General features: G+C 62.1%; 18 protein-coding genes. 4 read left to right on the plus strand and 14 right to left on the minus strand.

What is annotated here, in order from left to right; translation table 11 throughout:
* Positions 1–387: 387 nt before the first annotated feature.
* The 8 genes from radA to pspA form a co-directional block, all read right to left on the minus strand.
* Positions 388–1770 (minus strand): DNA repair protein RadA, encoded by a 1383-nt coding sequence (gene radA / locus C0V97_RS16565; RefSeq protein ID WP_127103637.1) that lies wholly within the window; start codon positions 1768–1770, stop codon positions 388–390.
* A gap of 210 nt (positions 1771–1980) precedes the next feature.
* Complete coding sequence (locus C0V97_RS16570) at positions 1981–2769, minus strand: ABC transporter ATP-binding protein (protein ID WP_127103638.1); 789 nt, start codon at positions 2767–2769, stop codon at positions 1981–1983.
* Positions 2766–3551: an ABC transporter permease gene (locus tag C0V97_RS16575; RefSeq protein ID WP_127103639.1), complete on the minus strand. Its 786-nt coding sequence runs from the start codon at positions 3549–3551 to the stop codon at positions 2766–2768. Before C0V97_RS16575 ends, C0V97_RS16570 begins: the two co-directional genes overlap by 4 nt.
* A 154-nt stretch (positions 3552–3705) precedes the next feature.
* Positions 3706–5127 carry a DUF4097 family beta strand repeat-containing protein gene (locus tag C0V97_RS16580; protein ID WP_127103640.1) on the minus strand — a complete coding sequence of 474 codons (1422 nt, stop codon included), beginning with the start codon at positions 5125–5127 and terminating at the stop codon, positions 3706–3708.
* Positions 5128–5199: 72 nt separating this feature from the next.
* A complete protein-coding gene (locus C0V97_RS16585) occupies positions 5200–6396 on the minus strand; it encodes a GIN domain-containing protein (RefSeq protein ID WP_127103641.1) in 1197 nt (398 codons plus the stop codon).
* Positions 6393–7838 (minus strand): hypothetical protein, encoded by a 1446-nt coding sequence (locus C0V97_RS16590; RefSeq protein ID WP_127103642.1) that lies wholly within the window; start codon positions 7836–7838, stop codon positions 6393–6395. The genes C0V97_RS16585 and C0V97_RS16590 overlap by 4 nt, the downstream gene beginning before the upstream one ends.
* Positions 7835–8065 (minus strand): envelope stress response membrane protein PspB, encoded by a 231-nt coding sequence (gene pspB, locus C0V97_RS16595; protein WP_127103643.1) that lies wholly within the window; start codon positions 8063–8065, stop codon positions 7835–7837. Before pspB ends, C0V97_RS16590 begins: the two co-directional genes overlap by 4 nt.
* A gap of 54 nt (positions 8066–8119) precedes the next feature.
* Positions 8120–8806 (minus strand): phage shock protein PspA, encoded by a 687-nt coding sequence (gene pspA, locus C0V97_RS16600; RefSeq protein WP_127103644.1) that lies wholly within the window; start codon positions 8804–8806, stop codon positions 8120–8122.
* A gap of 133 nt (positions 8807–8939) precedes the next feature.
* Here pspA and pspF point away from each other — a divergent pair, with 133 nt between their 5' ends.
* Positions 8940–10046, plus strand: coding sequence for a phage shock protein operon transcriptional activator (gene pspF, locus C0V97_RS16605; RefSeq protein ID WP_127103645.1), 1107 nt, complete (start codon positions 8940–8942; stop codon positions 10044–10046).
* 401 nt (positions 10047–10447) lie between these two features.
* Here pspF and C0V97_RS16610 read toward each other — a convergent pair whose 3' ends face one another.
* A complete protein-coding gene (locus tag C0V97_RS16610) occupies positions 10448–11773 on the minus strand; it encodes a UDP-glucose/GDP-mannose dehydrogenase family protein (protein WP_199751970.1) in 1326 nt (441 codons plus the stop codon).
* A 1214-nt stretch (positions 11774–12987) separates the two neighbouring features.
* On the opposite strand from C0V97_RS16610, the gene C0V97_RS16615 reads away from it, so the two are divergent.
* Positions 12988–14238, plus strand: coding sequence for a multidrug effflux MFS transporter (locus C0V97_RS16615; RefSeq protein ID WP_127103646.1), 1251 nt, complete (start codon positions 12988–12990; stop codon positions 14236–14238).
* Between the two features lie 27 nt (positions 14239–14265).
* Here the strand turns inward: C0V97_RS16615 and C0V97_RS16620 are convergent, their stop codons facing one another.
* The 4 genes from C0V97_RS16620 to C0V97_RS16635 form a co-directional block, all read right to left on the minus strand.
* The gene (locus tag C0V97_RS16620; RefSeq protein WP_127103647.1) at positions 14266–15717 is read right to left on the minus strand and encodes a sugar porter family MFS transporter; all 1452 of its coding nucleotides are present in this window, start codon (positions 15715–15717) and stop codon (positions 14266–14268) included.
* A 75-nt stretch (positions 15718–15792) separates the two neighbouring features.
* Positions 15793–16650 (minus strand): shikimate dehydrogenase, encoded by an 858-nt coding sequence (aroE, locus tag C0V97_RS16625; RefSeq protein WP_127103648.1) that lies wholly within the window; start codon positions 16648–16650, stop codon positions 15793–15795.
* A gap of 98 nt (positions 16651–16748) precedes the next feature.
* Positions 16749–17762, minus strand: coding sequence for a LacI family DNA-binding transcriptional regulator (locus C0V97_RS16630; RefSeq protein ID WP_127103649.1), 1014 nt, complete (start codon positions 17760–17762; stop codon positions 16749–16751).
* Positions 17763–17832: 70 nt separating this feature from the next.
* Positions 17833–18312 (minus strand): cupin domain-containing protein, encoded by a 480-nt coding sequence (locus C0V97_RS16635; protein WP_233582238.1) that lies wholly within the window; start codon positions 18310–18312, stop codon positions 17833–17835.
* Between the two features lie 141 nt (positions 18313–18453).
* On the opposite strand from C0V97_RS16635, the gene C0V97_RS16640 reads away from it, so the two are divergent.
* Positions 18454–19269 (plus strand): alpha/beta hydrolase, encoded by an 816-nt coding sequence (locus C0V97_RS16640; protein WP_127103651.1) that lies wholly within the window; start codon positions 18454–18456, stop codon positions 19267–19269.
* Between the two features lie 99 nt (positions 19270–19368).
* Here the strand turns inward: C0V97_RS16640 and xylB are convergent, their stop codons facing one another.
* Positions 19369–20823 carry a xylulokinase gene (xylB, locus tag C0V97_RS16645; RefSeq protein WP_127103654.1) on the minus strand — a complete coding sequence of 485 codons (1455 nt, stop codon included), beginning with the start codon at positions 20821–20823 and terminating at the stop codon, positions 19369–19371.
* Between the two features lie 383 nt (positions 20824–21206).
* Here xylB and C0V97_RS16650 point away from each other — a divergent pair.
* Positions 21207–22234, plus strand: a 1028-nt coding sequence (locus C0V97_RS16650) for a 2-oxo acid dehydrogenase subunit E2 (protein ID WP_127103652.1), incomplete at its 3' end; no start/stop codon positions are given.

Here is a 22234-nt window from a genome sequence, read left to right on the forward strand (position 1 = left end):
CCATCTGCACGCCGAATAACAGCTGCAGAGCCAGGACCGAACGTCCTCTTTGGGGCAGTTCTGACGACCAGGTGGCAACCGACAGCTTGATTCTGCCCAGATGCGATGAGATGGCAGCCATTATTCGGCGCTCCCCCCTATCGAAATGACAGGGAAGGAGGACTATTCCTTGAGACCTGTCTTGCACAGTCATTCAACGAGAACCGATGCAAAACGGTCCGATTGCGATTCGGATCTTCAAGTCTTGATCGTGTGAAACGCTATTTACACGATATTGACGCCTCCGCAATGCAGGCAATCTAACGAGACAGGATGTTGTGTTTCGTTACGTCCCTGACGTGGACGCTTGTACTGCGACAGGCCGGTCCGCAGATTTTGGGCGAACGGCTACTCATCCAGGGGCTGGAACAGTTCAACCAGATCGTTCAGATGCCCGATCTCTTTCAGTGCCAGGCCTTCCGGGGGCTTGGGGCGGGCGCCGCCGCTGGCGACGCGTCGGGGCAGGATGGCCTGCACGAAGCCGAGCTTCTGCGCTTCCTTCATGCGCAGATCGGTCTGGGAAACCTGGCGTACCTCCCCCGAAAGGCCGACCTCGCCGAAATAGGTGGCCCCTGCCGATGTCGGCACGCCCGTCGCCGCCGAGATCAACGCCGCTGCCACGGCCATATCGCAGGCGGGTTCGCTGATACGCAGACCGCCTGCAATATTCAGATGGACATCCATCCCCGCCATCTTCAGCCCGCATCGCGCTTCAAGCACAGCCAGAATCATGTTGAGACGCGCCGTTTCCCATCCGACCACCGCGCGTCTTGCCGCGCCCTCGCCCGCCTTGGGAGAGACGAGAGCCTGAATTTCCAGAAGGACCGGTCGTGTACCTTCCATGCCTGCAAAAACAGCCGAGCCCGCGATATTGCCGCGTCGTTCCGCGAGGAAAAGCGCGGAAGGATTGGGTACCTCCGTCAGCCCCGTATCCGTCATGGCGAACACGCCGATTTCGTCCGTGGCGCCGAAACGGTTTTTGGCCGCGCGCAGAATGCGAAACTGGTGGCCGCGATCGCCCTCAAAATACATGACGGCATCGACCATATGTTCGAGCACACGTGGGCCTGCCAGCGCGCCCTCCTTGGTCACATGGCCGACCAGAACGAGCGAGAACCCGACCGTCTTGGCGAGACGGATCAGCTCAAACGCGCACGCCCGGACCTGGGCGACAGAGCCAGGGGCGCTCTCGATCGTTTCCAGCCACATGGTCTGGATGGAATCGATGACCACCACATGGTGCTCGCGGTCCTGCTCCAGCGATCCAGCGATCTCGGACACGTTGATGCTGGCAGCCAGATCGAGCGTTGGTGCATCGAGCTTCAAGCGGCGGGCGCGCAGACGGATCTGATCCACGGCCTCTTCACCCGATACATACAGAACGCGTCGTCCAGCTTGAGCGAGAGCGCAGGTGGCCTGCAGCAGCAGCGTGGATTTGCCGATGCCCGGATCACCGCCCACCAGAACGACAGAGGCCGGAACGAGCCCACCACCGAGCACACGGTCGAATTCGGCAATAGAGGTCTGGATGCGCGGCGGCGGTGTGAGATCGCCGTCCAGATGCATGAGCGTCAGACGCCCGGCGCGCTTGCGTGTCTCGCGATTGGTTGGTTCAACCGCTTCCTCGACAATGGTGTTCCATTCCCCGCAGCCGTCGCAGCGGCCCGACCATTTGCTGGTGACGGTACCGCAAGCCTGACACACGAAACGGGCTGTGGGACGCTTGGCCATGGGGGAGATCTTCCGGTCTGGGGTTCAGATCGGAAGATAGGGCAGGTGTGGAAACATAACAAGAACGAGCAGGGTTCTTCTTTATTCTGAAGAAAAAGAAGCAAAAAGACTCTCGATCCGTCTGGGGACTGAGAACCGGTACGGTCCGAGGTGTTCCGCTAGGATGAGTTTCTTGGTTCTTTTTTGCAAAAAAGAACGCCCTCCCATCCCCTAACGCCGCAATTCCATCCCGATCGGCCCATCCTTGCGGCCATGGGTAAACTGATCGACCATGGCGTTGCCGCTATCCATCAGCTCCGACGCCAGTCCCTGCCAGACGAGCTTGCCGTGATAGAGCATGGCCGCACGGTCGCCAATACGCCGGGCGGAGAGCATGTCATGGGTGATGGCAATCGCGGTCGAGCCAAGGCGCTTGACGCAATCCACGATCAGCCCGTCGATCACGGCGCCCATGATGGGATCGAGCCCGGTCGTCGGTTCGTCAAAGAACAGGATATTGGGTGTCCCGGCGATGGCGCGCGCCAGACCGACACGCTTCTGCATACCGCCAGAGAGTTCCGAAGGGGCGAGCGCGCCCACCGAGGGGTCGAGCCCGACCTGCTTGAGAATATCGCCCGCCTGTTCACGCGCCTGAGCCGGGCTCAGGCGATGGGCCTTGCCGCGGCCCTTGGCCCGCAGACCGAACACGATGTTATCGGCTACGCTCATGCTGTCGAAAAGGGCGGCATTCTGAAACAGCATGCCGATCTGCTCGACCAGCGCGTTGCGTCGTGCGGGCGAGGCGGTGAGCACGTTCTCCCCGTCGATCTCGATCGTCCCGGCATCCGGCGTGATGAGACCGAGGATACAGCGCAACAGTACGGATTTGCCGCTGCCCGAGCCTCCGATGATCACCATGGAGGTGCCGGCCTCGACATCGAGATCGATCCCGTCCAGCACGGTTTTGGAGCCGAAGGATTTGGTCAGGCCGCGAATGCGGATCTTGGGCAGGGCGCTCATTGGGCGAAGAACAGATCCGTCAGGAGGTAATCGAAAGCCAGAAGCAGGATCGAGGCCGCGACCACGGCCGCTGTGGTGGCCGAGCCGACGCCCTCGGCGCCACCACGGCTGGTATAGCCGTGGTAACAGCCCATCAGGCTGATGATGAAGCCGAACACGGCGGCTTTGGAGAGCCCGACCAGCACATCGAGCGGCTTGAGCGCGTTGAAAGTGGCGATGATGTAGTTTTGCGGGTCGAAACCGAGCTTGGAAACCGAGACGGTAAATCCGCCAAGCACACCCAGGATATCGGCCACCAGCACCAGGAAGGGCAGGGCCAGAGTACCAGCCACCAGCCGGGGCGTGACCAGATATTTCATCGGGTCGGTAGACAGGGTACGCAGCGCGTCGATCTGATCGGTCACGCGCATGGTGCCGATCTCTGCCGACATGGCGGCACCCACACGGCCCGCCACCATCAGACCGGCCAGGACGGGGCCGAGCTCACGCACCACGGCCAGCACGACTATGCCCGCAATGGCGCTCTGCACGTGATACTGGGCAAACCCTGCATAGGATTGAAGCGCGATCACGCCGCCCGAGAAAATGGCGGTGAGCGCCACCACGGGAAGCGAATAGAAGGCGATCTCGATCAGGCTGTTGAAGAACACGCCCCAGTAGAAGGGGGGGCGCAGCAGATGAGACAGACCGGCCAGGGCAAACAGCGCCAGAGCACCGGCCTTGCGCACGATGCCGAGAAAGGCACGCCCGATGGCCGCGACAGGATCGAGGATAAGGTTCACGGTCAGCAGCCGCCATCAGGGGAGTTCATGGTTCCAGCCCTAGCCTGACTGACGCGCCGCGTCAAAGCCCTGATCCTTGCCACCCTGATGCGTCGCATCGGGTCAGGCTGGGCGGTAATGATCCCCAGCCGTGCCGTTACGGGAGCGGTTGCGCTCAGCCCCTTGACCGGTTGAGATCGCGAAACTGCGTATGCAGGTGGAAATCGCGCGAGGTCACGCAGGTTTCTACCGCCCCGACACGTTTGTCGAGTTTCTGGAGGCGCTGCGTCAGGTCCAGAAGCTGGGGCAACTGGGTCTGGGGCATGGGCGCCGTCACCTTGGTCATGAGCGACAGCAGAAACGGCTCGACCCGTCGTGCAAATTCCGGATTATGGCGGCGTAGGACGGGCAGGAGTTTCGGAATGATACGACGCCGCATCAGCGCCACAGCTAGCACGATGAGCACGATCAGCCCGGAGAAGGTGCCGCCGCCCGAGTCCATGTCGACCGACATGGTCACTTTGGGTGGCTTGGCGGCGGTGGTGTGCTGATCGACCTTCTGCGCCGTCTCGCCATGGGGCTCGGGCGGCTCGGGCGGCTCGGGCGGTTCCGGTGGGTCAGGCGGTGTAGGTGGGGTCGCATGGGCGGCCTCGTCGCTCATGCGCCTGAGTGCGTCGAAATCGATGATCGTCCCGTCGGGTTTGATCATGCGATGGCTGTTGATGCGTGTTCCATCGGCCAGACGCATGTCATCGGGCGTGACGCGTGTCCCGTTATTCGTGCTGCTGCCATGGACCGCGCCGCTGAAGGTCTCGCCGTGACGAGACGGCATCGCGACCTCGATACTGCCACTCGCGCTTGAATGGGCGTGTTCGTTCTCCAGGACCTGATGAACGCGGATATCGCCTGAGGCGCTGGTGCGCAGCATGGCGTTGCGCGCCACCCCGTCGAAGACGGCATCACCAGGACCGGAGAGCGTGACGACCAACTGGTCGATGGTTCCGCCACGGATCAAAACATCGCCGGGCCCCGTAGTGCCGATTACGACCGAGGACGCGGTCGCGGTCTCGATTTGCGCATCACCCGGTCCGGACATGGCGAAAATCGCGGGGCCGCTCAGGGTGCCCAGCGTCAGATCGCCGGGACCGCTGCCGCGAAAGAGCAGGGCGCTCGCCTTGTCGACCGCAATATCGCCACGACCCTGACGCAGGGAAAGCGGCCCGTTGACCCAGTCGATCTCAAGCTTGTCATAATTCAGGGCCGTAGAGACGATGGCGGCGCCAGCCCGTAACTGGATCGTCGCGTCCTCTCCACAGGCGCTACCGGTCAACCAGGCATCGTGACGACCTGCCTCAAAGGAAAGACCTGCGGGTATCTCGCGCATATCGGCATTCTGCAAAAGCGCGCCTGCGCCTTGAATGTGAATGCGCGCGGCGCATCCGGACTCGATATGCAGGGTGTAGGGAGCCGCCGCCAACGCTGCCTCAGGACTCGAAGGTGGCGCGCTGGCAGAGGGCGCATTTGTCGGGGCAGTCGCCTCGGCGTAGGCGGGAGAGATCGTCAGGACGAGAGCGATGCCCAGGCTGAAACGGCTCATGGCGTCTCTCCTTGTGTTTCTTGGGGGCGTTCAGAAGCAGGTGTCACAGGCCCATAGATTCTGGGCCGAATGTCAACCATGGCGACGAGTGAGGTCATGAAACTGACGATGCAGATGAAAGTCGCGCGAGGTCACGCAATGCTCGACCGCGCCCAGCCGCTCGTCGAGACGGCTCAGGCGGCCCTGCAGCGCCGAGAGTTCCGGGTTCTCACAGGCTGCGGCATTGCCTGACGCTTTACCCGCCCGGGGCATTGCCGCCGCGGTCAGGACGGCGAGTTTCTTCTTGTGGCGGTAGGCAAAGAACCCCAGCAGCAGGAACGCCAGAATCCAGACTCCGCTATGATGATGCGCATGGGGCATAGTCCCGCCATCCGTTCCCTCCGGGTCATTGAAGCTGATCATCGAGCCATCGGGACGGATCAGGCCATGCGCGGTGATCACGGTCCCGTCCGGCAGGGTCAGGATCGGGTGGTTTGTCGATCTGGGCTGGCGATGAGAGGTGCTGTGCTGCAGCGAGATGCTTGCGGACGCGTTGGCCTCCTGATGCAATTCGCCGGTCACGTTGCCGAGGATGATACCACCGAAACCGCTGGCATGCAGATCGGCGTCATGTGCTGTCCCATCGAAGCGCAGATGAGCCGAACCACTGATACGGGCGGTGAGCGTGTCGATCTTGCCTGCCTGCAGGGTTGTGGAACCGAACCCCGACAGGATCGCCTTCAGGCGTGGAGAATCAACACGCGCGATCGTGATGGTGCCGCTTCCCGCAGAGACAAGATCGGCAGGGCCGTTAAGCCAGCCAAGCTGGAATGATCCAAAACCACGCGTATCGAGGGTGAGCGCCGTCGCCTGATCAAGGGTAATGTCATTGCTGCCATCTTGTGTGATCGAAACAGGCCCATTCACGCCGCTGATATGAAGGGCGCCGAAACCATGCATCGACGCCTTGATGGCGGTGCCGGGAGCGACATGCAGTCTCGCGGAAGACTGGCAGCTTTTTCCGGTCAGAATGGCCTCGTTGCCGGAAGTCGAGAGAGACAGGCCGGATACTGCCTCCTCTTCTGGCGTGTCGAGAACGACCGGCGTGTCCTGACCGGCCGCGCCCTCGATCGTTATGGTTGAAGCACAGGGGGCATCAAGACGCAGCGTATAAGGGGCGGCGTCCATCGCAGCCTGAGGCGAGGTTGTTCGTGCCAGCGCAGTGGCAGGCAAGGCGAGGGCAGGCACGCCCCCCAGAACGATCGCAAGGCTCAGGCTGAGGCGTATCACCGGTTCTGGTCTCCCTGAGTTCTGGCCGTGCTCCCCGGATCGGGCTGGCCGGGCGTGCTGGTGGCGGTGGTAGGGGGCGCGGGCTGTCCGCCAGAGAGGGAACTGCCTGGCGAGGAGAGACCGGTCGCGGCTTTCGCGGTTCCTGTCGGGGCCTTTCCGGTGGACGGCATATCGGCGCGGGCCGGAGCGGACGATGGTGAGGGCATGGCTGCCGTACCGGTCGGTCCGTTGGGGAGAGCCGTCGATCGGTCCGTGGGTAGGGCGGAGGAAGAAGGGGGCGCAGAAGCAGAAGGCAGAGGCGCAGCCTGCGCCGGCGATGTTTGTGTGGGAAGATTCTGCACCGGCAGACCCTGACGCGGAATACCCGACCCGGTGGGGATCGTGCCCGGGACGGGCGTTCCGACAGGATTGTCCCCGGCATTATCCCGCACCCCGTTACCCGGCGTTGCCGACCCAGTGGAGGGTACGCTCGGGGCTGGGGGAACGGTGACCCCGCCCGCAGGAGGCGTCGCGGGTGGCGGCGGTGCGACGGCGGCGGGCGCTGCCGCCTGAGGGAGGTCGTTCGGTGTCGGGACTGCCGGTACGGGCTGTGGAGAATTCACGGTCGTCGTGGGTGGCGTTGCTGGCGGCGTTACAGCCTGCGCTGAGGCGCCCGGGCCGATCTGCACATTGCCCGTGCGGGTCAGCGCCCCGCTCACATTCGGTATGGCGACCAGTCCCGTACCCGTGGCCGAGACGGTGGCCGTGTTCACCGATCCGCCCAATCGGGCGCTGGCCGCGTTCTCGACCATCAGGGTCAGCACGTCAAAGCGGCCATCGGTCACGCTCAGATGGCTCGTTTCGGAAAGCTGGGCCGAGAAGGCGTCGAGATCGGCCTGATCGACGACAAGCCCCGAAGCGCCGGTTTCCACGACCTGCGCGGCCCGGTTCAGATGGGCGATATGCACCTGTTCGGTTCCGCGAAGACTGAGATCGAGCGACTGGATGGTATCGGCATCGAGCTGCCCGGCTTCCAGGCTCGCTTCGAGCGAGGCCAGCGTGCCGTGAATGACGATATGGGTGTCGTGGCTATCATGAATCATCACCCCGACATTGGGGGCGACAAGGATGGAAACATGTGCATTGGGCGCGCAGGCCTTGCTGGTAATGAGAACCTTCGACGATCCCTGGGTCTTCCCTGTGCGCATGGTCAGATGCGCCCCGTTCGACGGCGCGCTGTCGATCGATACGCCATCGCTCATCGCCGGATCGACCATGATCTCGAACCGCCCCAGACAGGGAACGCTCAGATCAAGATCTTCCGCATCCACCACCTGGGGCGCAGCATGCAGCGAAGGCGCACCGGCCATGCCGCAAAGCAGCAGGGCGGCAAGAGCGACACGGCGCGAAGGCCGATGAACGAGACGATGCATGGGGCGGCTCAGGAGGCGGTGACACATCATGAGAAGCTCCGCGTTCTCCAGCCGGGAACATCCTCATCCAGAATACGCTCGAGCTGGTCCACGCGCTCCTCCAGGCGGCGCGCCTGCACATGCGCCATGTTCAGCGCGGCAAGGTCCGATTCCTGTAATTTGCTGGCCGTTGCCCGCGAGCGGGAGCGGATCGTCGCGATATACATGATCGTGACAAAGAACAGGACGACGGCTGCAAGGCCGATGAAATCATCCATGGTGACGTGCCTCGTGCGCGACCTTTGTGCTGTCAATGCGTCTCATGCTTGCTCTCATCCTTGACGGCTCTTGATCCTGGCGCGCAGCGCTTCGAGTTCGTTCTCGACGGCCATATCGGTTTCGAGCCCGGCCAGCTCTTCCTGCAGGCTCGGCTTGCGTGTCCCGCCTGGGCCACGTCCCAGATCATAGGCTTCGGCTTTCCCTTCGAGGGCGTCAAGCGCGCGCTCTACCTGCTCAAAGCGGTTGAAGGCATTTTCCACCCGCGTATCATACAGGCGCTCGCGCGTCTTGATGCGATTGGTTGCCGCCTTGTGGCGCAGCGCAAGGGATTTTTCGCGTGATTTGGCGTCAGCCAGCTTGGCCTGCAGCTTGCCGATATCGTCATGCTGCTGATCAAGACTCTCATTGACCTGCGCGATCTGCTGCTCCAGCGCCTTGCGCGACTGTTCGATGGTCGATTTGGCGGCAAGAGCGCCTTTGGCCAGATCCTCACGATCACGGGTCAGGGCCAGTTCGGCCTTGCGCAGCCATTCATCCTCTTCCTGCACCATGGCGCGCGCGCGGCGCTCGAGCCCCTTGCGCTCGGCAATCATGGTGACGGCCTGGCTGCGTACTTCGACCAGCGTATCTTCCATTTCCTGGATGATGAGCCGGATCATTTTCTCCGGATCTTCGGCGCTGGCCAGAATGGCATTGAGGTTGGAATTCACGATATCCGCAAGGCGGGAGAAGATACCCATGTGATGCTCTTTCTATGCTGGGACGAATTTAACAGGAAATCGGGGCAGGAGAACACAGGCTTCTCTTGCAAGCGTAACGATCCGAGGTGAAAGATAGGGTTTCTGCAACACCCCTGATGAGACTGGCCAGAACATGGCGCGATCTGCCAGAAACGATGAAAATCCGACACCGATCGGCCAGTCTCCGGCATTTCTGGAGATGCTCGATCACATCTCCCGCCTCGCGCCGCTCGACCGTCCCGCCCTGATCATCGGTGAGCGCGGCACGGGCAAGGAGCTTGTCGCAGCGCGACTGGCCCTGCTCTCGCCGCGCTGGGACAGGCCGCTGATCAAGCTCAATTGCGCGGCCTTGCCCGATACGCTGCTCGATAGCGAGTTGTTCGGCCACGAGGCCGGGGCCTTTACCGGTGCCCAGCGTCGCAGGCTCTCGCGTTTCGAGCAGGCCCATGGCGGCACGCTGTTCCTCGACGAGATCGCTTCTGCCTCCATGGCCGTTCAGGAGAAGCTTCTGCGCGTCATCGAGTATGGCAGCTTCGAGCGTGTGGGTGGCAATGAGACCATCCATGTCGATGTGCGCATTATCGGTGCCACCAATGCCGATCTGCCCGACATGGCCCGCAAGGGCGATTTTCGTGCCGATCTGCTCGATCGTCTGGCGTTCGATGTGGTGATGCTGCCGCCGCTTCGCGCGCGTCAGGAGGATATCCAGATCCTGTGCGAGCATTTCGCTACCCGCATGACCGCAAGCCTCGGGCGCAAGCTCTTCGCCGGGTTCACCGACCGCGCCCGGGACCGGCTGATGCGCTATGACTGGCCCGGCAATGTGCGCGAGTTGCGCAACGTCGTCGAGCGCAGCGTCTACCGCATGGAACGCCCCGAGCGTCCGCTCGACGATATCGTGTTCGACCCCTTCCGCAACGGGCCCGACTGGTTGCGCCCTCTCGCCAGCGAGGCGGCTGGGCTGGCCCCTGCTTCCGTCACGGCCGAGCCCGCCACGCTTCCCGCGCGTGAAGCCCCATCCTCGACCCCGTCCGTCACTTTGCCGGAGGGGACGAGTTTCACCGAGGCCACCCGAGCTTATGAGCATGCCCTGCTCGACCGCGCCTTGCGTGACGCTCGTTTCAACCAGAAGCAGGCCGCGATCGCGCTCGGGCTCACCTATTACCAGCTGCGTCATCTGCTGCGTCAGCACGGCCTCGCCGAGCGGAATGCCAGACGCAATGCTGAATCTGAAGGCTGAGGCGGATGAGATCTTGTTCATGAGTGGGGGCATGCAAGAACCGTGCCAAGATCGCGGTCATAATGAGTCTCGGTAAGTGGCCGTGGCTATGGTGGTGTAAATTGCCATTAAGTGTGGATTTACGTCATGGGGGATTGCAGGGCTCTGCCCTGCACCCGCCAAAGGATGGTCATCCTTTGGAAACCTGTTTGAAGGAGGCAAGAGGAGGCTTCTTCCGACGGACAGCCGAGTGCCCCCGTCGCAGTCTTGGCAGCGACCTCACCATGGAAGTAGGCAGACTCAGCACCGGGCTCTGGCCCGCATCCGCTGGAGAATAGTTAGCGTTTTGAAATCGGCTACAGGGGAGGAAAGGGGCCGCGCCCCTTCCCGGGGTCCTCGTGTTGCTTGGCGCGTCCTGCGCGTCAGGGGCGTCCAATCGAGCGATAGGTGAACCCGGCATCGCGCAAGGCGGCGGGGTCCCAGATATTACGGAAATCAGCGATGGCCGTGCCGCGCATGGCGGCTTTCAGCTTGGCCGGGGCGATGGCGCGGAACTCGTTCCACTCGGTCAGCACGACGAGGGCATCCGCCTCGGTGGCGGCTTCCTGCGCGGAGCTGGCGTAGATCACGGTTTCAGGCAGGAGAGGGCGGGCGGCTTTCATGCCTTCGGGGTCGAAGGCCTTGATATGAGCTCCTTCCTCGATCAGTCGATGAATGAGCGGAAGCGAAGAGGCCTCGCGCATGTCATCGGTATCGGGCTTGAAGGTCAGGCCCAGAATGGCGATGGTCTTGCCGCGCACCGTGCCGTCGCAAAGGGCGATGACACGTTCGGCCATGGCGGATTTGCGATCCTCGTTGATGGCGACCGTGGCCTCGACCAGACGCGAAGGCGCTCCGGCATCGCGGGCAATGGCCGTGAGCGCGCGGGTATCCTTGGGGAAACATGACCCGCCATAGCCGGGCCCAGCATGGAGGAATTTGCGGCCGATGCGCTGGTCCAGCCCCATGCCGCGCGCCACGTCATGGATGTTGCCCCCTACCTGCTCGCAAAGATCGGCCATCTCGTTGATGAAGGTGACTTTCATGGCCAGAAAGGCATTGGCAGCGTATTTGGTGAGTTCGGCGGTTTCCAGCCCTGTCATGACGATGGGCGTCTCGATCAGATAGAGTGGCCGATAGAGCTGGCGCATGAGCGCGCTGGCATGGGCACCCTGATCGGGCGCGCTGTCATCGATGCCGATGATGACGCGATCGGGGCGCATGAAATCGCCGATGGCGTTGCCTTCACGCAGGAATTCCGGATTCGAGGCGACGCTGAACGCGAGTTCGGGACGTTCCTCGCGCAGGATACGGGCGACCTCGCGTCCTGTTCCCACGGGCACGGTGGATTTGGTCACCACCAGCAGGCCCTTGCTGGCATGGCGCGCAATTTGCCGCGTGGCCTCATAGACATAGGTCAGGTCGGCATGGCCATCGCCGCGACGCGTGGGCGTGCCGACAGCAATGAAAACGGCATCGACCGTGTCGATTACGGAGGCCAGATCATCGGTGAAGGCAAGACGCCCGGCAGCGGTATTGGCGGAGACGATCTTGTCCAGACCCGGCTCATAGATCGGGATGATCCCTGCCCGCAAGGCGGCGAGCTTGTCCTGAGCAGCTTCGACAATCACCACATCGGTGCCGAACTCCGCGAAACAGGCACCGGAAACCAGTCCGACATAACCGCCGCCAATCATCGCTATGCGCATGTGATCTCTTTTCCTGTGCGAAACCTGAATGTGCAGGGCGTAGCTCAAACTACGCGCGGGATAAAGCGCGCAGGGTAGGTGGCAGGCGGCGATGGGCGGTGATCACCTGATATAAATGGAGCCGAAGCCCTTCAGCGATGGCGCCTGATAGATATCGAAGATGATGAAATCGTAGCCGGTACGTCTGTCGACCCACAGACTGACGAGCCCCGCAGGTGAATCGGGTGAACCAAAAAACGCGAAGCCTTTGATGGGTCTGGTTCTGGAGACGATGAGCGGAATGCGCCGGACGGGGGGAGTATTTTTTTCGACGAAAATGACAGACCGATCGGGGGCCCGTTCTATGCAGATATCGGCTGTTGTCGAGAGATGGCTGCAGCGCCTTCGCTCCCCGTGATCGTAGAACGAGGGGTCAACACTTCGCGCGGTGCCTCCACGGATAAGCCCTCGCGGTTGCAGCTCGAAAAGCTGGGCGTCGCGCGTCTGGAACATTCCAACGATATGTCTAAGGATGTCTGGGATGCAGGTCACGAAATCAAGGTGGAAAACCGGACTTGTCTTGAACCCTCTGAACTCGCTCTGCCAATCGAAATACCCATCCATTGTCCCGACGGTCAGCCGGGTTCCCGAAAGGACCTCATCGGGCGTGCGGCATAGAGGAAGTTCGGCAGCTTGTGCGCATCCACATACCAGGGCCATGATTGTGGCAGTCACAAGGATTGTTCGGTCTCGATATATTCTTGTTTTCATCCCTTTTTAAATCCTTCAATAGTATTTTACTTTACTGAAGATATCTTATTTCTAAGTAATATTCGAATAAATCGACAAGCTTGTCTTCTGGCGACCCGAGGCGCGTGGCGTCGTTAGAGGGCGGTGGTTTGGCGTCCGGTTGCGGCATGAGCCTTAAGGCATGAGGGGTGTATTCTGTCGGTCGCGGGAGCAGGCCAAGGAGGGCAGCTTGCGGCGAGGCGGAGATCCGGCCTGGGTCACAGTCACACAAACCCGTTATATGGTGCGCGCGTGGAGGGCTGTTGCAAAAACCCCAGTTGCCTTTCTGGCAGAGGAGGCGGAGAAGAGTGTCATATGTCTGACGGACACGACTCCCCCGACGAAACTGGATCCGGTCTTTTTCCAGCTTTTCACCGGACCGCCTTCTGGGTTGCCGGTTGCTGTTCGTGTTCTGAGGGCCAAGACTGATTGGACCCGGTTTTCCCGTGCTGACCTCATCGCCTCATCCCGCCATACGCTTTTCTACCGGGCAGATTATTCTGCTTGGTCTCGTCAGCACCATCGGTCCGATCTCGACCGACATGTATCTGCCTGCTTTCCCGCAGTTGGAGCGTGATCTTGGGCAGGGTCCGGGCTCGGCTCAGCTCACTTTGGCGGCGTGGTTCATCGGCCTGGCCATCGGGCAGTTCTGTCTTGGCCCGCTCTCGGACCGGTTCGGGCGGCACAAACCCATGGTGGTGGGGCTGGCCATTTATGTGGCGGCAACCATCGCTCTCGCCACCACCGGCTCCTACTGGTCGTTCTGCCTGCTGCGCCTCGTGGCGGCTCTGGGTGGGGCCATTACCAGCGTCATTCCCCGCGCCATCGTGCGCGATGTGGCAACAGGACATGAAGCTGTGCGGCTCATGTCCCAACTCACCCTCGTTTTCGGTGTCGGGCCCATTCTTGCTCCGACTCTGGGCAGCGTGTTTCTCGCCTTCGGAAGCTGGCGCCTGATTTTCTGGGCCGGGGCCGTGGCGGCCACTGCTTTGGCCGCGCTCTGGCTCATGGTCATGCCGGAAACCCTGCCGGTCGAGCGACGCTACGCGCTGCCCCCGGTCGAGATCCTGCGGCGCTATGTGAGCCTCGTGCGTGAGCCTGTCTTCATGTCCTCGGCCACGCTGTCGAGCTTCAGTACCTTCGTGATGTTTGCCTATCTCTCGAACGCACCGCTGCTCTTCGAGCATCTGCTGGGGTTCTCGCCCCGAGCTTTCGCCATTTTCTTCGGGATCAATGCGGGCGGGTTCATTCTTGCCACTCAGATCAATGGCAAGCTGTCCCATCGCTATAAATTCACCTCGGTCATGCAGGGGGGACTGGCGGCCTGTCTGGCATCCGGGCTTGTGCTGCTGGCCGTAAGCGCCAGCCATATCGTCGGGCAGAACGACCCCTGGCCGCTCTGCGCGCTGATCATCACCACCACATTCACCCTTGGCTTCATCGGGCCGAATGCCAATGTGCTGGCGCTTACGCATCATGGGCATCAGGCCGGGGCGGCCTCGGCGTTGCTGGGAACCATGGCCTTCGCCATTGGCGGGTCGAGCGGCATCCTCATGGCGCTTCTGCCGCCGACACGGCTGAGTTCGACGGCCTTTGGCATGCTGGCTGGTATTGCAGGCATGGTGCTATGCAATTTCTGGCGCCGTTCTGCCGAGAGGCGTCAGATCCAGAACACGGGCGAGGCTGCGCGTATCTAAGCATAGCTCTGCTTGCGCTTCTGCGCGTCAGGGGCGGAAAGTACCGTTGCGCAGGCTGTTCTCAATCTCCTCCAGCGTCGTGTTCTTTGTTTCCGGCACCCAGCGCAGGACGAAAAAGAACGCCAGGGCGTTGATCGCCCCGAACAGCCAGAATGTCCCGCTGCGCCCGAGATCGTGCACCAGAGTGAGGGTGAACAGCGACACGAGCGTATCCGACAGCCAGACCGTTGCGCTCGCCAGCCCCATGGCCTTGCTGCGTATGATCAGGGGAAAGACCTCGGAGGCTACCAGCCAGACCGCCACCGAGAGTGAGCCGAAATTGAAGAAGATATAGGCGAGCAGAGCCAGCACCACGCAGACGAGTCTCATCCCCTCCAGCGGGGCGGTACTGTCAAAGAGTGTCCCGAGGGCAAAAAGCGCGAGCGCTGCAAAAGGCAGCATCTTCAGCAACATGCGTCGCCGCCCGACGCGGTCGATCAGCATGATTCCCATAAACGTGGTGATTGTGGACGTCACGCCGACCCCGACCGAGGTCAGCAGGGCAGCCGAGTGACCGAGCCCTGCCTCGGAAAGGATGATCGGCGCGTAATACACGATCACGTTCGGCCCGGAGAGCTGGGAAAGCGCCGCGAGCCCGATCGCCGCGATCAGGGCCGGGCGCAGCCAGGATGTGCGTAAGGCCGACCATCCGGGCGTATCCGATGCCTGATCCTGCGCTTGGCGCAGAGCATCGAGTTCCCGGCGTATCGGTTCGTGATGGCCACGCAGACGATAGAGCACCTGAACGGCTTGCGCGGCTCTGCCCTGCTCAAGCAGCCATCTGGGGCTTTCAGGCAGGAATACCATACCCAGAGCGAGAAACAGGGCCGGGATGACGCCAAGCCCGAACATCAGGCGCCAGCATTCCGGCGGCCCGGCCAGGGCGTAGCCAACAGCAAAAGCGACGAGCAGCCCCAGAGAGAAGACAAGCTGAAACAGCGAGACCAGTCCGCCGCGACGCTCTGCCGGGGCGAGTTCAGCCACATAGACCGGCACGATCTGTGTGGTTGCGCCGATGGCCCACCCCAACACGAACCGTGCCAGAATGAGCATGGTCTGCGATGGAGCCAGCGCGCAGCCCAAGGAGGCAAGGGTAAAAACGAGCGCCGCCACCATGACAGAGGGGCGACGTCCCAACCGGTCGGAGAGCGGGCCGCTCATGATGGCCCCGAACACCGCGCCCAGATTGAGCGCGGCTGCAATCCCTTGCTGGCCCATACTGTCCAGAGCAAAACTATGGGTAATATAGATCAGGGCAGAGGCGATGATCCCGGTATCATAACCGAAGAGCAGCCCCCCTGTTGCCGCAACCGAGGCGGCCAGAGCGACCATGCGGTGAGCGCCGTCCCGCCTGTCAGGCGCGGCTTCGAGCCTTCGTAGCGTGGTGTCGAGTTCTGTCGTAAGGCGTGCGTCGGCGGGGCGGGGGGCATTATTCGGCATGACGGGACTCCTTGCATGGCGCGACGCGCGTGCCGGATGCGTACCCTGGGACAGGCGCGCCCCGGAGAGAAAGGCTCAGTCCTGCACGCCGAAAATAATGGCCAGGGTCTTTTCCATGATCTCCGCGGAGAGCTTCACGCCCAGAACGAGTTCCGCACCGATGATGCCCTGATTGACCAGCATGCCCAGCCCGTCGAGCGTCTGACAGCCTTGCTCCTTCGCGCTCCGCAATAGCTTCGTCATGGGCGGGTTCGGGATCACATCCGCTACAATGCGCGCATGGACCAGGGTTTCGCTCTTGAGCGACGGCATGGCCTCTGGATCGCCAAGACCGATCGAGGTGGCATTGATCAGCACATCCACGCCTTCGGGCACGGCCAGTTCGCCCGACCAGTCCAGGGTCTTCGCTTCACACGCTGTATTTTCCTCGAGAAGGTGCGCAATGGAAACGGCCTTGTCTGCGCTGCGATTGGCCACGGTGATCGATTGTGCGCCAGCGAGAGCGAGTTCTACCGCGATGGCCCGCGCCGCCCCTCCGGCCCCCAGAATGAGGATGGTCTTACCCTTCGGGTCGGTCAGCTTGCGCAGCGAGGCCAGAAAGCCTTTGCCATCGGTATTGTTACCCGTGAGCTTGCCGTCGTGGATCTGCACGCAATTGACCGCCCCGATGATTCTGGCGGATTCCGCGATGGAATCGAGATGGTCGAGCACTGCGATCTTGTGGGGGATGGAACAATTGAATCCGGCCCATTCCATGGCCTTCGCGCCAGCGATGGCAGCGGCGAGATGTTCCGGCTTGACGTCGCAATTGATATAGCGCGCATCGAGCCCGGCCTTGGCATATCCGGCCTCCATCATCGCGACGGTAGGGTTCTTGGCACATGGGGTCGAGAAAGACCCAGTCAGGATCGAGCGAAAGGAACGGTCTGTCATGAAGGGCTCTCCCAAGCGCATATCAGGATGCGCTCAATTTTGCATAGCTATGCAAAAGAAGCGATGAAGACAGCAAGGGTTGCACCATGAAGACGGTTTTAAGGAGTGATCATGCGGGACGTGCTACGTCGCAGCACGAGATCGGCCTCGATCACATGGGTTTCCGACAGGCGCTCATCCGGAACTGATAGTGAGCGGGCGAGGATATCGAGCGAGGCTGCCACCAGCGCATCGGGGCGCTGATCAAAGCTGCTGAGCTGATAGGAGTGCCAGGCCGATTGTGGGATGTTGTCATAGCCGATCACCACCACATCCTCTGGGCAGCTCATACCACCTGTGTCCTTGAGCGCATCCAGCGCGCCACAGCCCATCAGGTCATTGCTGCAGAATAATCCGTCAGGTCTGTGTCCAGCGCGCAGGGCTTCGGAAACGGCGCTGAACGCAGAGTCGTAATGGTCATCGCCCTGGAGCTCGGTTACGCTCGACCTTTCTGCGCTCCAGCCCTCCAGAAACCCGGCGCGGCGGGCGCGTGACGCGGCATTGACGACTGGACCTGCCAGCCAATAGGGGCGCTCGACCCCCCATTGCTGCATGAGCGCTGCGACGCGTCGTCCAGACTCAAAATTATTGGAGCGTACCGACGAAATTCCCGGGCCGATGAGGGCCGAGTTGAAGCAGATTACCGGGATATTCAATGTCGAGAGCGCGGCAGCCGTATCTTCCGAACCGATCGCCAGTGCGGTGATCAGCGCATCCACGCGATATCCTGCCAGAGTGTCCAGCGCCATTTCGAGTGTGACCGTGTCCATGACCTGGACCAGAAGCACCTGAAAGCCAGCCTCGCGTATGCCCGCCGATAATTGCTCGAGGGCCGAGCCGTAGAGCGGGTTGCGTAGCCCGCCAACGATGATGCCTATCATGCCTGAGCGCCCTGTCAGCATGATCGAAGGGATACGGTTTGGCTTGTAATTAAGCGTATCCGCCGCCTTGAGCACCTTCTCCCGCGTGGCGGGAGAAATGCTGGCCGTTGTGGAGAAGGCACGGGAGACGGCCGATTGGGACACGCCAGCAAGGCGGGCAACATCGATCGAGGTGATCACACGCTTGGTCATGGCCCGCTTATGCCACGAAGTCTGGCCGTGACGCGATATGGCGTCGTGAAGCGGGTCGCAGAGCGTCCAATCAGTGATAGCGACAGGGTTTGTTGCGCTCGGGCGGGTTGGCGGACTGGATGACCAGAAGCGTCACTTCGTCGTCGCCCACATTGCCCGCATCATGGCCCTTCTTGCCCTTATAGGGGCCATCGGCCATGGGACGCACATCCTGATCCTCGCCGAACAGGATATCCCCCGGGCCCATTTCCACTCGGGTTCCGTCCATCGCGCGTACCCACCAACGCCCCTTGAGCGGGATGATCCATTGGGGCTTGGGGTCAGGATGCCAGGCCCCATTCCAGTGGCGCGGCTGAACGGTCATCATCACGGTGGCAGTCTGGGGCTCCATGGGGTTTTGCCATTGTGGCCCCGCTGGCGGCGACATGCTCTTGAGGAAGAAATTCGAGACCGGGCAGCGTGAGACATGGCTTACGCCATTCGTGTCGGTCCAGAGATGCTGATAACTGCGCAAGGGCTTGGCCGGGGTATTGTCCGCAGCTTGCGCCATGGCCGCAGCCGCCAGAAAGGCAAGGAGAAGCGGTATCGGCCATAAATATTTCATTGATCTGGCTCTCGATAATCGGGTTACAGAAGGGTCACATCTTCTTGACTACGCATCTATGCGAAAAACGTTCCGAGACCCTTAACCGTGATCAGATACCTCGCGATCGCCACGGGCTTTGCCATAGCCCTCTATCTCGCCCTCGCCGCGTTTCTCTATCTGCGTCAGGACAGGCTGGTTTTCCCCGCCGATTCAGTGCCTGTTCAGGATCCTGCATCCCTGATGGCGGATACGAGTCTCGTCACCCTCCACACGTCTGACGGTCTGGCGCTCGCGGCCTATTATCGCGCGCCGGGCCATGAGAGGCCGGTCATCGTTTACCTTCACGGCAATGCGGGCTCGATCACGACACGCGCGCATCGCTTCGCCTTGATGACCCAAGGCGATACAGGTCTGCTCGCGGTCGAATATCGGGGATATGCAGGGAATCCCGGCAAACCGAGCGAGGCGGGGCTGATACGCGATGCTGCGTCTGCCATGCGGTTTCTCGCGGCTCAGGGAATCGCTCCGGATCGGATCATTCTTTATGGTGAGTCCCTCGGGACGCACGTCGCCCTGCGCACCGCCCTCAATTTTCGCGCTGCCGGGCTCGTGCTGGATGCACCCTATACCAGCATCGCCGATGTCGCGGCGTCGCGATACCCCTACATGCCCGTCCGTATGCTGCTGAGAAACCCGTTCGACACGCTGAGCCGTATTCCCGGACTCAAAATGCCGCTTCTGGTCATGCGAACGCTTCAGGACAAGACGGTCCCGCCATCCGAGAGCCTTGCAGTATTCAACGCCGCCCCCGAGCCCAAGCAGATCTGGACGACGCAGCAGGGATCACATTCGACCCTGATCGAGAACGGAGGCCTCGCTGTCCTCGACCGTTTCATCGAGCACGTCAGCCCTGCACCCTGAGCGGTTCAGGGTCTGAGGTCGCGCTCCGTGAATGCCGCTCTATGGGCTATGCGGGTGCTGCAGGGTGCTTCATCCCTGCCTCAGCAAACCATCGTGCGATCAGGGGATGGATTTCAAGGCAGGATAAAGCGCGCGATAACGCGCATAGGCCTGACGATAGGGACCGCTCAGGCGGTCATCCGGGGCGATGGACGCCACGCGCTCGGGGGGCAGGCAGACTTCTGCAACAGCTTCGCCGGTGACGGCAAGCCGGGCGAGACGTGCTGCACCGAACGCACCGCCCTGCTCGCCATTGGCAAGCCGATGCAGGGTAATACCGAGCACGCTGGCGAGGATAGACGTCCAGAGGGGGCTGCGTGACCCGCCGCCAATCACATCGGCCTGCGTGATGACGGTACCGGACTCCGCCAGCCCCTCAAGCGCATCACGAAAGGAAAAGGCGACGCCTTCAAGAACGGCCTGCGTCATCTGGGCGCGCGTCGTGTCCTGAGTCAGTCCCGTGAAGCCGCCGCGCACCGTGCCATCATTATGGGGGGTTCGCTCTCCGGAGAGATACGGCGCGAACAGCACGGGTGAGGGGGCCTCGGGAGTCTGCGGCAACTCGGCGAGGAGCGATTTCTCATCCATGCCGGTCACGCGCGACCACCAGGCAAGCGAGGCTGCCGCCGAAAGGGTGACCCCCATCTGGTGCCATTGATCCGGCACGGCATGGCAGAAGGAATGGATGGCATGATTGCCACCGGGGTGAAAACTGTCGGTTGTCACCCAGACAACGCCGGATGTGCCGAGCGAGAGAAAGGCATCACCCGTATGAATCGCGCCCAGTCCGACCGCTCCTGCAGCGTTATCCCCCGCGCCTCCGGCAAAGATTGGCGCTTCTGTCATGCCCCAGCGCGCGGCAAGGTCTGGATTGAGGTGTCCGGCAGGCGCGGAGCCCTCACAAAGTTCAGGCATGGCGGCGAGGCGCAGATTTGACGCTTCGAGTGCGGCATCCGACCACAGACGACGCCCTGTATCGAGCCAGAGCGAGCCGGAGGCATCAGACATGTCCTCGATCAGCGCGCCGGTCATCCGAAAACGTAGCCAGGCCTTGGGCAATACCACATGGGTGACCCGCGCGAAGATCTCGGGCTCATGGCGTGCCACCCAGAGAACCTTGGGAGCGGTAAAGCCCGGCATGGCGATATTGCCGGTGATCTGGCGGCATAATGGAAAGCGATGCTCGAAAAGGGAGCATTCGGTCTCGGCGCGTGTGTCGTTCCAGAGCAGGCAGGGACGCAGCACCTCGCCGCCTTCGCCCAGAAGTACCGCACCATGTTGCTGGCCGGACAGCCCGATGCCGCGCACGCTGGCGAGTTCCGCCGGGTGGGTTTCACGCAGAGAGTCCAGCGCGCGCATTGTCGCGTCGTACCAGTCCTCGGGGTTCTGCTCGCTCCATCCGGGATGCGGGCGGCTGACCTCCAGTTTTTCGGTATGGGCCGCGACGACCTTCTGAGTGCTGTCGACCAGTACCGCCTTGATGCCGGAAGTGCCGAGATCGATACCGAGATACATGCCAGAAACCATGGACTAACGGACCTTATGGGAAAACGTTACGCGCGTTGCGCGGGGCCGGAAGAGACAACGCCGGAGAGGCCTTGTTGGCGCATCCGGCCTCGCAAGAAGGCGAGGGGGTGACCCATCTTGTGAGCATTATACGCCCGGGATGAAAGCGCCGGCCTATGCGGGCTGTCGCGTCACAATCGGGTGAAACTGCCTGTCGATGGCATGTTTAAGTGTCATGAGCCCTGACAAAACGGGGGTCACCTCTCTATTTCTGCAGTTCGGCCATGAGCGCAGGCGGAGTAGGCATGGCCACTGTTCCTGTCTATGGTCGCCTGTCTATAGTCGGTCGCACAGACGCACGACAGAAGTCCTAACGGGCAAAGGGAGAGATGATGTCGGTCGAGATCAGGGTGCCGGTACTCGGTGAGAGTGTCACCTCGGCAACAATAACCCGCTGGCTCAAGCAACCCGGTCAGGCAGTGGCGGCGGATGAGCCGGTGGTCGAACTGGAGACCGACAAGATCAGCGTGGAGGTACCCGCCCCGCAGGCCGGCGTTCTGGGGGGCGATCTGATGGCAGCGGGTGCCGAAGTCGCGGTAGGCAGCGTGCTTGGCACGCTCGACCCCAAGGGAACCCCCAGCATGACCGCCCCGGCAAAAACCGAGGGCACTCCCGCCCCGAAGCCCGAAACTCCGGTCGCCGCCTCGGCAACCACGCATGACCCGATGCCTGCCGCAGCGCGCCTGATGGCCGAAGCTCATATCGCACCGGGAAGCGTGACCCAGGGCACGGGCCTCGACGGGCGCGTGACCAAGGGCGACGTGATCGCGAAGATGGCGCAGCCCGGCGCTGCGGCCCCCCGGGATGAGGCATCTTTGGTTGCGCCGAAACCGGAACCCGTTGCTTCCCCGCAGGCTCCCTCGGTCCCGCAGCCCGCCGACGCAGGTCAGGCAGCCTCGCCCCCACCCGCCATGGCGGCGGCTCTGGCTGCGCTTCTGGGCAAGGGCGAGCAGGATAGCCGCGAACAGCGCGTGCCCATGACACGTCTGCGCCAGACCATCGCGCGTCGCCTCAAGGATGCCCAGAACACGGCCGCGATCCTGACCACCTTCAACGAGGTGGATATGAGCGCCGCCAAGGCGCTGCGGGCGGAATATCGCGAGATCTTCGAGAAGAAGCATGGTGTGAAGCTCGGCTTCATGTCCATCTTCGCCCGCGCCTGTATCAAGGCGCTGCAGGAATTCCCCGCCATCAACGCGACGATCGAAGGTGAGGAGATCATCTATCGGCGTTTCGTCAATCTGGGCATTGCCGTGGGCAGCGAGCGCGGCTTGGTCGTGCCGGTGCTGCATGATGCCGACCAGATGAGTTTTGCCGAGCTTGAGCGCAACATCAATGATTACGGTACGCGGGCGCGTGC

The organism is Asaia sp. W19 (genome assembly GCF_003994335.1).
Classification (GTDB): Bacteria; Pseudomonadota; Alphaproteobacteria; order Acetobacterales; family Acetobacteraceae; genus Asaia.